The organism is Marisediminicola senii (assembly GCF_011057645.1).
Taxonomy (GTDB): domain Bacteria; phylum Actinomycetota; class Actinomycetes; order Actinomycetales; family Microbacteriaceae; genus Marisediminicola; species Marisediminicola senii.
On the sequence record NZ_JAALGE010000015.1, the window covers coordinates 45112 to 57897 of the forward strand.

A 12786-nucleotide genomic window follows, 5' to 3' on the forward strand; every position below is an offset into this window, starting at 1 on the left:
CCCGCCGGGGCGGCGACCCTCAGGCGCGATCGTCGCGGTCTGTGCGGTCGGTATCGACGTTCGCGCGCTCGGCGTCAGACGTCGCGCGCTCGACGTCGGCGGCGAGGTCGTCGACGAGCGACAGGTCGGCGCGGTAGTTGTCGGTGCGGTAGGCGGCACGCCCGACCATCTGCGCCGCGATGGGTGCAAGCAGCACCTGGAACAGCAACACCGGAATGAGCGTGAGGAGCACCTGCCAGCTGCGCGCCTCGATGGCGACCGCGATGACGATCGCGATGAGGCCGAGTACCTGGGGCTTGGTGGCGGCGTGCAGTCGCGCGAGCGCGTCGGGGAAGCGCACGAGGCCAACGCCCGCCGCGAGGGTGAGGAACGCGCCGACGAGCACGAGCAGCGCGGAGATGATGTCGAGGACGTCGTCGAGGCTCATGACCCCTCCTTCGTTCTGGTGCCCTGGCCTGATGCGTAGCGCGCTACCGCGATGGTCGAGAGCACGGCGGTCGCGGCGAGCACGAGCATCATCGGGATGGAGCGCTCGTGGCCGTTGTAGACCATCTCGGCTCCGACGACGAGGATCAGCGTGGTGAGCAGCACGTCGGAGGCGATCAGCCGGTCGAGCAGCGACGGCCCGACGACGATGCGGTACAGCGCGGCGAGAGCGCCGCCCGTGAAGAGCACGCCGATCGTGATGTAGAGCACGCCCAGGGTGACGGTCATCGGATGCTCCTCAGGTCGGCTGACGAGCCGAACGCGCGCACCAGCATCCGTTCGGTCTTCAGGGCTGCGTCGCGAACGGCCTGCACCCCGTCGGCGTCACGGGTGTTGAGGGCGTGGAAGTAGATGATGGAGCGCCTCCTGTCGACATCGAGGGCGTAGGAGCCCGGCATCAGCGACATCGCGATGGCGGTGAGGGTCAGCACGATGTCGGAGCGGGTTCTGAGCTGCACGGCGATGATCGAGTTCTTCACGTCGCGGCGCCCGAGCAGCGCCTGCGCGGCGACCTGGAACGACGCGATGGTGAGCTCGAACAGGAACTGACCGAGGAACGCCACGAACCAGAGCGGGTTCGTGCGGCCGGAGAGCTGGATCGGCGGCAGGTAGAAGAACCGCATGACCACGACGGCGAGCACAGCGCCGGTCGCGAGGTTGAGCCAGGAGATATTGCCCCACAGCAGCATCCACAGGATGACCAGCACGACGAACAGGGGCGCCTGCTCCCAGTAGGTGCGGCGGTCGCTGGGAACCGAGGGGTGGAGGTCACCGGCGTCGACCGCCGAGCCGACCGCGACGGTGCCGTTGCCGTTGCCGTTGCCGTCACTCATCGTTCGACCCGGGGAAGACGACGTCGACGTAGTACGACGGGCCCTCGAGGTTCTCGCCGGCACGGGCGCTGATCGCGTAGAGCGGGCCGGCGAACACGGTCAGTGCGACGCTGACGACGACCATGCCGGCGGTCGCTGCGGTCATGAGCTTCGGGGTGGTGCGATTGACCTGCGTCGTCGTCGCCCCAGGGGCCTCGCTGACATTGGCCAGCAGGTCGGACTCGTAGCCCTCGACGTCGGAGGCGGGGCGCCAGAACGCGAGGTTCCAGACCCTAACCAACGCGTACAGGGTGAGCAGCGACACGGCGGCGCCCGCAGCCATCAGGATGTAGGCGAGCGGGGTGCCCTGCTCGGCGCTGGCCTGGAAGAGGGCGAGCTTGCCGAGGAAGCCCGAGAACGGCGGGATGCCGCCCAGGTTCAGCGCGGGCACGAAGAACAGCACGGCGATCAGCGGGGCGGCCTTGAGCAGCCCGCCGAGCTGGTTGATCGACGTGCTGCCGCCCCTGCGCTCGATCAGGCCGGCGGCGAGGAACAGGGTGGTCTGAACCACGATGTGATGGACGATGTAGAAGATCGCCGCCGAGGTGCCCGCGGCGGTGCCGAGGGCGACGCCGAGGATCATGTAGCCGATGTGGCTGACCAGGGTGAACGAGAGCAGCCGCTTGATGTCGGCCTGCGCCACGGCGCCGAGCACGCCGATCACCATGGTCAGCAGGGCGAGCACCATCAGCGCCGGGTTGAGTTCGGGGCCGGGGAAGATCAGGGTCTCGGCGCGGATGATCGCGTAGACGCCGACCTTGGTGAGCAGGCCGGCGAAGACCGCGGTGACCGGCGCGGGCGCCGTCGGGTAGGAGTCCGGCAGCCAGAACGACAGCGGGAACACCGCCGCCTTGATGCCGAACGCGACCAGCAGGCTCACGTGCAGGATGATCTGCACATCGACGGGGATGCCGCCCATGCGCTCCGAGATCTGGGCGATGTTCACCGTGCCGACCGCGCCGTAGATCATGGCGATCGAGGCGAGGAACAGCACCGACGAGAGCAGGCTCACGATGATGTAGGTCGTGCCGGCACGGATGCGCTGCTCGGTGCCGCCGAGGGTGATGAGAACGTAGCTCGCCACCAGCAGGATCTCGAATCCGACGTACAGGTTGAACAGGTCGCCCGCGATGAACGCGTTGAATACGCCCGCCGCCAGGATCAGGTAGGTCGGGTAGTAGATGGAGACCGGGGTCTCGCTGTCACCGTCGGCGAGGCCCTGCCCGACCGAGAAGATCAGCACCGCGAGCAGCACGGTCGCCGAGACGACGAGCATGAGGGCCGACAGCCGGTCGACGACGAGCACGATGCCGAACGGCACCTCCCAGCCGCCGAGCTCCATCACCAGCGGGGCGTCACCGTCGACGACGACCAACAGGATCACGCTGATCACGAGCACCGCGGTGAGCGCACCGATGGTGAGCAGGCGCTGCACGCCGGGGCGACGTCCGACGATGAGGGCGAGGGCCGAGGCGACGAGCGGGATGAGGACGACGAGGGGAACGAGCGAAATCATCGCGTGCCTCCGTTCGTCGTGCCGTCTGCGCTGGTGACCGGTTCGTCTGCCGCTTCGACGCGTGGTTCGACACCTGGCGCGTCGTCGGGCAGCGCCTCCGGGCTGTCGCGCATGGCCACGTCGGCCACGTCGTCTTCGAGGTTGTCTTCAGACGAGAGCCGCCACGAGCGGTAGAGCAGTGCCATCAGAAAGGCGGAGACGCCGAACGTGATGACGATCGCCGTGAGGGTGAGTGCCTGCGGCAGCGGGTCGGTCATCTCGGCGGCGTCGACTCCCCCGCCGACCAGCGGCGCGAGGCCGGCTGGCCCCGCGACGATCATCAGCAGCAGGTTGGTGGCGTTGCCCACCATGAGGAATCCGAGGATCACCCGGGTGAGGCTGCGTTCGAGCATCAGGTAGATGCCGCACGAGTACAGCACCGCCATGATGACGACGAGGGTCAGTGACGCGCTCACGAGACGGTCCTTTCCGTCTGTGGTGTGGTGTCGGGGGCATCGGCTTCTGGCATCACTGACCTCGCAGTGCCGTCTTCTTCGAGGTCGCGGTCGACCTGGGCGCCGAGGCTGCGCAGCACGTCAAGCACCAGGCCGACGACGACGAAGTAGACGCCGACGTCGAAGATGGTGGATGACACGAACTCGATGTGCCCGAACAGCGCCACTTCCGCCTCCCAGAACTGCGAGGTGAGGGCGTCGAGTCCGAAGAACAGGGGAACGACCGCCGCGCCGGTGGCGAGGATGAGCCCTGCCCCGAGCATCTTGCCCGCGTCGATCGGTGCCGCGGCGGCGAGCTCGTGCCTGCCGCCCGCGAGGTAGCGGGCGACGAGGGCGAGGCCGGCGACCAGGCCACCGGCGAAGCCGCCGCCGGGAGCGTTGTGGCCGGCGAAGAGCAGGTACACCGACACCACGATGGTCGCGTGGAAGGTGAGGCGAACGACGACCTCGAGCAGGATCGAACGGTTCTCGGGGGCGATGGTGCGCCCGGCGAGCAGCCAGGACGTGCGGGGGTTGTCGGAGCCGGATTCGGCCTTGGCCTGGATGCGGCGCTCTTTCATCTCCGCCTTCGCGGCGCGGCGGCGGCCCTTGGTCTCGTCGTCGGCGCGCCCACTGATGAAGATGAGGCTGGCGACGCCGGTCGCGGCGGCGATGATGACCGACAGCTCGCCCATGGTGTCCCAGCCGCGGATGTCGACCAGCGCGACGTTGACGACGTTGCGTCCATGCGCCTCGATGTACGACAGCTCTGGCCAGGCCAGCGAGATGGGGTCGGCCGTTCGGGCACCGAGGGCGACCAGCGCGGCGACGCCCATGATGAGTCCGACCGAGATGCCGATGGCGGCGCGGATGCCGCGGCTGCCGGTGCCGTTGCGGTGGCCGAGGCGTGCGGGCAGGCGACGCAGCACGAGCACGAACGCGACGAGGGTCACGACTTCGACCAGGGCCTGCGTGAGGGCGAGGTCGGGGGCACCCTGCAGGGCGAACAGGGCCGACATTCCGAACCCGGTCACGCCGACCAGCAGCACGCCCTGGAACCGCTTGCCCGCGCGGGTGGCCGCGATGGCGGCGACGATCATCACGACGCCGATGGCGACCTGGGCCGTGGAGTCCCACGGGCGGACCGCCGCCGGCCAGGTGCCGTTGAGGGCGAGCGCGGTTCCCATCGCGACGACGAAGACGAGCAGGATGACGCCGAGGTAGAAGGGCAGCGAGCCACGCTGGGTGAGGCTCGTGGTGCGTGCCGAGATGCGGTCGATCGAGCGCATGGTCTGCCAGTAGACGCCATCGGCGGTGGGCACGCCGCTCAAGCGCTCCTGCACGGCGATGACGCGGTTGCGCGCCACGAAGAGCAGGATTCCGACCAGGATGCTGCCTGCCGAGATGAACAGGGCGGGCTCGAGTCCGTGCCACAGCGCGAGGTAGTACCCCTCGCCCTCGACGGGGGCGACGCTGTCGGCGTACCCGTCGATCGCGTCGTCGATGGCGGGCGCGAGGAACCCGAGCACCAGGCCGCTCGCGGCGAGGAGGGCCGGCGAGAACATGAACGCGGCACCGGCGTCGCCGTCGCCGACCGGGTCGACGTCCTTCTTGCGGGCGAACGCCCCCCAGAAGAACCGGATGCTGTACGCGACGGTGAGGGCGGAGCCGATGGCGACGCCGACGAGCGCGATCCAGCCCCAGGCGTCGCCCGCCTCCCCACCCTCGAGCAGCGAGGTGAAGATGGCTTCCTTGGCCACGAACCCGAAGGTGGGCGGGAGGCCCGCCATCGAGGCGAGCGCGAGCACGGTGAGCGTCGCGAGCACGGGCTCCCGGCGGCCGAGCCCGGAGATCTTGCGCAGGTCGCGCGTTCCGACGCGGTGGTCGACGATGCCGACGAGGAGGAAGAGCGCGGACTTGAACAGCGCGTGGGCCAGCAGCAGCGCGAGGCCCGCCAGCGCGGCGTCCCTGGTCCCGTATCCGAGTACCACGGTGAGGAACCCGAGCTGGCTGACGGTGCCGTAGGCGAGGACGAGCTTGAGGTCGGTCTGGCGCAGGGCCGTCCAGCCGCCGAGCAGCATGGTGAACACGCCGAGGCCGACGAGCACGGGCTGCCAACTCGGCGTCTCGGCGAACCCGGGCGACAGGCGGGCGATGAGGTAGATGCCGGCCTTCACCATGGCCGCGGCGTGCAGGTAGGCACTCACCGGGGTCGGTGCCGCCATCGCGGCGGGCAGCCAGAAGTGGAACGGGAAGATCGCCGACTTCGAGAGCGCCCCGACGAGTACGAGCATGACCGATGTCGTGACGAGCGAATTGGATGGCGCGGTCGCGATGATCTCCGAGAGCAGCGACGTTCCCGTCTCGACCGCCAGGATCACGAGCCCCACGAGCATGACGAGTCCGCCGAGGGTGGTGACGAGCAGCGCCTGCAGGGCCGCACCCCGGCTGGTCTTGCTCGAGGTGTAGTGGCCGATCAGCAGGTAGGAGAAGACGCTGGTGGCCTCCCAGAACACGAAGAGCACGAAGACGTCGTCGGCGACGACCAGTCCGTACATCGACCCGGCGAAGGCGAGGAGGATGCCGGCGAAGCGCCCGAGGTGCTTCTCGTCCTTGCCGAAGTACTGGGCGCAGTAGAGCATGACGAGGCTGCCGACGCCCGAGACGATGAGGGCGAGCACCCACGACAGCGTGTCGAGGCGGGTGGCGATGACCACGCTGAGATCGGGGATCCACGCGATGCTCTCGCGAACCTCGTCGCCGCGCAGGATCGCGGGGCCCACCGAGATGGTGTGCACGAATGCGGCGAGGGGCACCGTGGCGGCGACCAGGAATACCCGGCGGCCGAGAATCTTGGCCAGGGCGGGCAGGAATGCAGAAACAATCGCGAAGACGGCGAGGAGGATCGTCACGTGTCCCCCACTTCGTCAGATCGGCGAATGGACTGGCGAAGGGGTGTCTGGAGCCTCCGGCAGCTGGGTCAAGCCTACCCGACGCCCCCTGATGACCCCGACGGCGGTCCCCCGGACGGTGGACCGACCGGGGGACACGCTGGCGTCGCGCGGGGGTATTGCCGGCGTACCGCTACTGCTCGTGAACGTCGCCCTCGCGCAGGTCGGCGAGCAGCGCGAGAGCGCGTGCGACGTCTTTCGGTCCGGGAACCCGGTAGTTGGCGAGGGTCGATCCCTCCCCGCTCTTGAGACCGAGGTCGTCGGCGCCGAGCGCCGCGAAGGCGTCTTCGTCGGTGACGTCGTCGCCGGCGTAGAACACGGCGGTGGCTTTCGTGTACTCGCGGAGGTGTTCGACGGCTTCGCCCTTGGTGGTTGACCGCACCGAGAATTCGAGCACGTTCTTGCCGGAGCGCACGGTGAGGTCGTCGAGCTCGGCCGCGGTCTCCTTCATGGCGACGAGGTGCGCCATGCGGCTGTCCTTCTCGGTGGCGAGGCGGGTGTGCAGGGCGAACCCGGCCGGCTTCTTCTCGAGCCACACCTCGTCGAGCGAGTCGGCGACGTCGGCGAGCACGTCGTGCAGAACCCCGACGTTCTTGATCTCCTGGGTGTCGAGGTCGACGGTGAAGTCGGGGGTGTCGAGGCGCAGCTCGATGCCGTGCGAGCCCACGAGCAGCGTGGTGTCCGGCAGGTCGGCGACCTTCTCCAGGCTGCGGATGGCCCGCCCGGAGACCAGTGCGACCCTGGTGTGGGGCATGGCGAGGAGACGCAGTACCGCTTCGCGCGCTTCGGGGGTCGCCCGCGCACGCTCGGGGTCGTCGACCTCGGGCGCGAGGGTGCCGTCGAAGTCGAGGGCCACCAGCAGGCGCCTGGTCCTCGCGAGTTCGCGCATCGCCCCGACGAGGGGCTCCGGCAGGCGGGAGTACCGGGGTGGGGTGTCTACGTCGACCATGGGGTTCAGCCTCTCCGGCCGTCTGCTGCGCTGTCGTTCAGTACGTCGAGGAATTCGCGCGACCACTTCTCGACGTCGTTGCCGAGCACGCGCTTGCGCAGTGAGCGCATGCGCGCCGACCGCTCGCGGTCTGGCATCGCGATGGCGCCGAGGATGGCCTCCTTGAGGCCGTCGATGTCGTGCGGGTTGATCAGCACGGCCTTGCTGAGCTCGTCGGCCGCCCCGGCGAACTCGCTGAGCAGGAGCACGCCGTCGTCGTCGAAGCGGGTGGCGACGTATTCCTTGGCGACGAGGTTCATACCGTCGCGCAGTGCGGTGACCAGCATGATGTCGGCCGCAAGGTACAGCGCGGCCATCTCCTCGCGCGGGTAGCCGTGGTGGTGGTAGCTGATCGCCGTGTGGCTGATGGTCGCGAAGTCGCCGTTGATGCGGCCGACGGTGAGTTCGATCTCGTCGCGTAGCCGCATGTAGGTCTGCACGCGCTCGCGGCTCGGGCTGGCCACCTGCACGAGGGTGACGTCTTCGACCGCGACGCTGCCGTCGGTGAGCAGCTCGCCGAACGCCTTCAGCCGGTGGCCGATGCCCTTCGTGTAGTCGAGCCTGTCGACCCCGAGCATGATCGTCTTGGGGTTGCCGAGGTCGGCGCGGATCTGCCTGGCGCGGGCCTGCACCGACGGGGTACGGGCGAGGTCCTCCCACGATGCGGAGTCGATGGAGATCGGGAACGCCTTGGCGATCACCGGGCGGAATTCCTTGGCCCGGCGGATCGGGGCGGTGACCCGCACGCCCTCGGAGTCGTCGACGAGGGGCACCTCGATGATCGGGCTCTTGGTGGTGTAGCCCTTCAGCCGCCGCACGGCGCGCGAGAAGTTGTTCGCATCGGCGACCCGCTGGAACCCGATCACGTCGGCGCCGAGGAGGCCCTCGATGATCTGGGTGCGCCAGGGCAGCTGCGAGTAGATGCCGTAGGGCGGGAACGGGATGTGGTCGAAGAAGCCGATCGTGAGGTCGGGGCGCAGCAGCCGCAGCATCTTGGGCACGAGCTGCAGCTGGTAGTCCTGCACCCACACGACGGCACCGGGCGCACTCGCGGCGGCGGCAGCCTCGGCGAACCGCTGGTTCACCTCGACGTAGGTATCCCACCACTCGCGGTGGTAGGTGGGCGGCGCGATGACGTCGTGGTAGAGCGGCCAGAGCGTGTCGTTCGAGAAGCCCTCGTAGTAGTTCTCGACGTCGCGGGCGCTCAGGCGAACCGGGACGACCTGGATGCCGTCACTGTCGAACGGCTCGAAATCGAGGTCAGGCTGCCCCGACCACCCGATCCACGCGCCGTCGCGGGCGCGCATCACGGGCTCGAGGGCGGTGACGAGCCCCCCGGGCGACTGCTGCCAGCTCGCGGATCCGTCGGGCGCGACGACGCGGTCGACGGGCAGTCGGTTGGACACCACGACGAAGTCGTAGTCCCCCGGTGGACGTTCGGCTGTCTGTGTCATCGAGTGTGCCCACGTTGTGTCGAATCGCCCGAGTGGCGTCGCCTCATGAGCGCTGCCAAGGTTATCAGCCCGCCGTAACCGGCCTGACTCGACCGGCGGTGGTGGAGCCCTCCCGGCTCGCCGTCACGGGCACCGCGAGGATCGCGGCATTGCTGGTGCGGCGGGCACGGCGGGCGGCGCTGAGGGTGAGCATGGCGCTGACGACGCCGAAGCCGAGCAGCACCACGGTCGAGGTGAGCAGCACGCTGGCACCCGATCCGGCGATGATCGCCTGCATTCCCGAGACGGCATAGGTGAGCGGCAGCAGCGGGCTGAGCACCTCGAACGGGCCGGCGAGCAGCTCGACCGGGTACAGGCCGCCCGTCGCGGTCACCTGCAGTGCGAGCAGCACGACCGACACGACGAGGCCGGCTCGACCGAACCACGCCACCAGCAGCTGGTGGAACGCGGTGAACGCGATGGAGGTGAGCAGGCTGAACCCGAGGGTCAGTGGCAGCAGCGCCCAGTCGACGCCGAGCGCGACGTGCAGCATCGCGACGAGGATGACGGCCTGGATCGCCGCGATGCCCGCCGCCTTGGCGAGTGTCGACAGCACCAGGCGCCTAGTGCTTCCCGTCGACGCCATCGCGTTCCTGGTTGCCCGGCGCGCCACCATCACGATGGCGAGGGCGCCGATCCACAGTCCGATGGGCACGAGGAAGGTCGCGATGATCCTGCCGATCGACGACACCTCGTTCTCGCGCTGCACGTCGACGGCCACGGGTTCGGTGACGACGTCGACGGTCGCCGCCGCGGCATCTCCGTCCATCGCGGGCACCGAGTCTGCACCCGTGCGCAGGCCAGCGGCGAGTTCACCGGCACCGGTGGCCAGTGCGGTGGCTCCGGATGCCGCAGACTGCGCGCCCGTCGTGAGGTCGCCGAGTCCCCCGGCGAGCGAATCGGCTCCGGTGGTCAGCCCGGACGAACCGGCAGCCAGGCGCGACGCCCCGGTGGCGCTCTGCGAGATGCCGCCCTGGATGCCGGTGATGCCGCTCGCGGTCTGCGAGGCGAGCGTCGGGCCGTTGGCCGCGAGGCCGGTGAGGTTGCCCGAGAGGGCACTCAGGGTGGCGACGGCGATGGGGTCGTTCGCCAGGTTGTCGTCGGTGAGCAGGGCCGTGGCATCCGCAATCGGCCCGGCGAGGGCGCTGACGCCCGAGGTGTAGTCGGTGACGCCGGTGCTGATGCCGCTGAGGCCGCTGGCCCCGGTGTCGAGCTGGGCGAGGCCGCTGCTGAGGGAGGAGACCCCCGAGGTATAGGTGCGCACGCCGGAGGCGAGGCTGGTCGCACCGGTCTGGGCGGACTCCGCGCCGGTCGCGAGTTCGCCGAGCCCGTTGCCGAGGTCGGTGGCGCCGGTGGCGATGCCGTCGGCGCCGTCGGCTGCCGTTCCGAACGATTCGCCCACCGAGCCGATGCTCGAGTAGATGCCGGTGAGGTACTGGGCGGTGATCTCACGGCCGAAGGTGGAGGCGAGGCCCGTTCCGACGGTTTCGGCGGCGATCGAGGCGAGGTAGCTGTGCGCGTCGTCGGTGCTGATCGACAGCTGTGCCTGGCGCGGGTCGTCGGACTGCAGCGACAGGATCGACTCGGAGAAGTCCTGCGGCACTGTCAGCACGGCATAGACCTCACCGGCGGCGAGCGCCTCCTCTGCATCCTCTGCGTTGGTGATCTGCCAGTCGAACGCGTCGTTGTCTTCGCTCGTGAGCTCGGTGACGAGCTGCCGTCCGGCGAATACGGGCGTCTCGGATCCGTCGGCGGCCGTCTGGTAGACGAGCTCGTCGGAGTTGACGATCGCGGCCGGGATGGTGTCGAAACGGTCGTCGGCCTGGCTGAGGGCACCGATGAAGAAGCCGGCCACGGCGAGGGGAACCACGGTGACGATGGCCAGCGCGGCCGTGCGGCGCCGACGGCGCTTCGCGGGGGTGACGGGGGTCAGGCTCATGATGCGCTGCCTTTCGCGATGGATGCCGCGGCTGATGGTGCCAACGGAAGCGGGCCGCCCGGAATGGCGACGACGATGACGGGCCTGCCCGCGGAGTCGCGGGTGCCGGTGCCCGCGGTCGCCGAGGATCCGACGATGACGGTGGTGGATACGGGAGCGAGCCTCGACACGATGTCGAGGAACGTGGCGGTGTCTGCCGGGTCGGCGAACGGGTCGCTGAGGTCGAGCATCACCACCGGGGTGCGTTCGGCGATCGCGGCCGCGGCGAGCGCGACCGCCCGCTCGAGCTGGGGCAGCTGCGACACCAGGGTGTCCGGCGTCACGGCGACGGGGGTGCGCGCGGCACCCTGGGCGGCGTGGGCGCCGGCCGTGCGGGTCGCGGCCGAGCGCTCGATCGCCTCGGTCACCAGCTGCGTCCAGGCCGCGGCCTGGCTGCGCAGCGACCCGCTGCGGAACACCGACCCGGTCAGTTCGAGGCGTTCGCTGATGAGCTCACCGATCGTGACCTCGCCGTCGCCGCGGTCGCTCCTGCCGGTGTCGGCGATGGCGACGAGCCTGCCGACCTCCGACATCTCCGACGGCAGTGGATGCCCCGCCACCTGCGCGAGGCCCGATACGGGTTCGAGGCGGCCGGCGAGCGTCGCCGCGAGCAACCGGCGGTCGAGCGGGGCACCGGAGGTCAGCACCAGGGCACCCTGGGGCACGCTGAGGTCAATCGGCCCGACGCCGCGCTCCGCGGTTCCGACGACGAGCTCCCGCGCGGTCATCTGGGCGGCGGTCTGGGTCTCGGCCCATTCGATGGCCTCGCGGTGCTCGCGCAGCTTCTCGCCCTCGATGTCCATGTCGGGCAGGAGGCGGCCGAGCCAGGCAGGCAGCCACCAGGCCGAGCGGCCCAGCAGGGTCATCACGGCGGGCACCAGGGTCATCCGCACCAGGAACGCGTCGAACGCGATACCGACGGCGAGCCCGAGCGCGATGGGCTTGATGGTGCCGGAGCCCTCGGGAACGAAGGCGAAGAAGACGAAGAACATGATGAGCGCGGCGGCGGTGACCACGCGGGCCCCGTTGCCGAACCCACGGCGCACCGCGGAGCGCGCGTTGCCGCTCTTGACGAATTCCTCGCGCATGCCGGAGACGAGGAACACCTCGTAGTCCATGGCCAGGCCGAACAGCACGGCCATCAGCAGGATGGGCATGAAGCTCAGGATGGGCCCGGGGTTCTCCACGTTGAGGAGTTCGCTGAACCAGCCCCACTGGAAGATCGCGACGACGACACCGAACGAGGCGACGACCGAGAGCAGGAAGCCCAGGGCGGCCTTGATCGGCACGAGTACCGACCGGAACACCATCATCAGCAGCACGATGGAGAGGCCGACCACGATGAGGCCGAACGGCACGAGGGCGTTGGTGAGGCGGTTCGAGATGTCGATGCCGACGGCGGTCGTGCCGGTGACCGTGATGGCGGTGTCGAACTCGTCCTGCAGCTCCGGCGCGATGTCGCGGATGGCCTGCACGAGGTCCTTGGTCTCTGCCGCGTCGGGTGCGCTCTCGGGGGTGACCTGGATGATCGCGGTGTCGAGGCCGGGGTCGGGGATGCCCTGGCTGACGGAGGCGACGTCGTCGAGCTCGCCGAGTCGGTCGCCGATGGACTCGAGGTCGGCGATGAAGTCGGTGGTCTGGGTGATGTCGACGGCGACGACGAGCGGGCCGTTGAAGCCTGGACCGAAGCCCTCGCTGACGAGGTCGTACGCCTCGCGCTGGGTGCTGCCCTCCGGCTCCGACCCGCCGTCGGGCAGGTTGAGGTCGAGGCTGAGCGCGGGGATGGCAAGGGTGCCGAGGATGGCGACGACGCCGACGGTGGCGAGGATCGGGGCGCGCATCACGAGCGACACCCAGCGCAGGCCCATGGTCTGGCGCGGCTTGGTGAAACCAGCCTCCGCGGTGACGGCGGGGGCGGCATCCATCCCCCCCCCATCGGGCTGGTGGGGCTGCGCCCTCGCCCCGCGGTAGGCCCCCCACCCCGGCCGCTGGGCGGGGTTTCCACCCCTCTCCTGTACACACTTGCCAG

Annotated in this window: 10 protein-coding genes; all 10 read right to left on the reverse strand. The window is 69.7% G+C overall.

All coding sequences use genetic code 11. The features are described from left to right. Positions 1-19 precede the first annotated feature (19 nt). Positions 20-427 (reverse strand): monovalent cation/H(+) antiporter subunit G, encoded by a 408-nt coding sequence (mnhG, locus tag G5S38_RS07220; RefSeq protein WP_165066526.1) that lies wholly within the window; start codon positions 425-427, stop codon positions 20-22. Further along, positions 424-714, reverse strand: coding sequence for a monovalent cation/H+ antiporter complex subunit F (locus G5S38_RS07225; RefSeq protein WP_165066528.1), 291 nt, complete (start codon positions 712-714; stop codon positions 424-426). Before G5S38_RS07225 ends, mnhG begins: the two co-directional genes overlap by 4 nt. Then, positions 711-1319, reverse strand: a complete 609-nt coding sequence (locus tag G5S38_RS07230) for a Na+/H+ antiporter subunit E (RefSeq protein WP_165066531.1) — start codon at positions 1317-1319, stop codon at positions 711-713. Before G5S38_RS07230 ends, G5S38_RS07225 begins: the two co-directional genes overlap by 4 nt. After that, entirely contained in the window at positions 1312-2874 is a 1563-nt protein-coding gene (locus G5S38_RS07235; RefSeq protein ID WP_165066534.1) for a Na+/H+ antiporter subunit D, read from the reverse strand. The genes G5S38_RS07230 and G5S38_RS07235 overlap by 8 nt, the downstream gene beginning before the upstream one ends. Further along, on the reverse strand, positions 2871-3329 hold the full coding sequence (locus G5S38_RS07240; RefSeq protein WP_165066537.1) for a Na(+)/H(+) antiporter subunit C: 459 nt from the start codon (positions 3327-3329) through the stop codon (positions 2871-2873). Before G5S38_RS07240 ends, G5S38_RS07235 begins: the two co-directional genes overlap by 4 nt. Continuing rightward, the gene (locus G5S38_RS07245; RefSeq protein ID WP_165066540.1) at positions 3326-6259 is read right to left on the reverse strand and encodes a Na+/H+ antiporter subunit A; all 2934 of its coding nucleotides are present in this window, start codon (positions 6257-6259) and stop codon (positions 3326-3328) included. Before G5S38_RS07245 ends, G5S38_RS07240 begins: the two co-directional genes overlap by 4 nt. Positions 6260-6431: 172 nt before the next feature. Further along, positions 6432-7247, reverse strand: a complete 816-nt coding sequence (otsB, locus tag G5S38_RS07250; RefSeq protein ID WP_165066543.1) for a trehalose-phosphatase — start codon at positions 7245-7247, stop codon at positions 6432-6434. A gap of 5 nt (positions 7248-7252) precedes the next feature. Beyond that, positions 7253-8740, reverse strand: coding sequence for an alpha,alpha-trehalose-phosphate synthase (UDP-forming) (locus tag G5S38_RS07255; RefSeq protein ID WP_165066546.1), 1488 nt, complete (start codon positions 8738-8740; stop codon positions 7253-7255). Positions 8741-8804: 64 nt separating this feature from the next. Beyond that, positions 8805-10718 (reverse strand): YhgE/Pip family protein, encoded by a 1914-nt coding sequence (locus tag G5S38_RS07260; RefSeq protein ID WP_165066549.1) that lies wholly within the window; start codon positions 10716-10718, stop codon positions 8805-8807. Further along, positions 10715-12786: MMPL family transporter (locus G5S38_RS07265; RefSeq protein ID WP_165066552.1), on the reverse strand; the 2072-nt coding region annotated here is incomplete at its 5' end. The genes G5S38_RS07265 and G5S38_RS07260, both read right to left, overlap by 4 nt.

Coding starts and splice junctions, on each gene's coding strand:
- G5S38_RS07260 (WP_165066549.1), bottom strand. CDS start 10,718: ATGAGCCTGACCCCCGTCACCCCCGCGAAGCGCCGTCGGCGCCGCACG.
- G5S38_RS07235 (WP_165066534.1), bottom strand. CDS start 2,874: ATGATTTCGCTCGTTCCCCTCGTCGTCCTCATCCCGCTCGTCGCCTCG.
- mnhG (WP_165066526.1), bottom strand. CDS start 427: ATGAGCCTCGACGACGTCCTCGACATCATCTCCGCGCTGCTCGTGCTC.
- G5S38_RS07230 (WP_165066531.1), bottom strand. CDS start 1,319: ATGAGTGACGGCAACGGCAACGGCAACGGCACCGTCGCGGTCGGCTCG.
- otsB (WP_165066543.1), bottom strand. CDS start 7,247: ATGGTCGACGTAGACACCCCACCCCGGTACTCCCGCCTGCCGGAGCCC.
- G5S38_RS07225 (WP_165066528.1), bottom strand. CDS start 714: ATGACCGTCACCCTGGGCGTGCTCTACATCACGATCGGCGTGCTCTTC.
- G5S38_RS07255 (WP_165066546.1), bottom strand. CDS start 8,740: ATGACACAGACAGCCGAACGTCCACCGGGGGACTACGACTTCGTCGTG.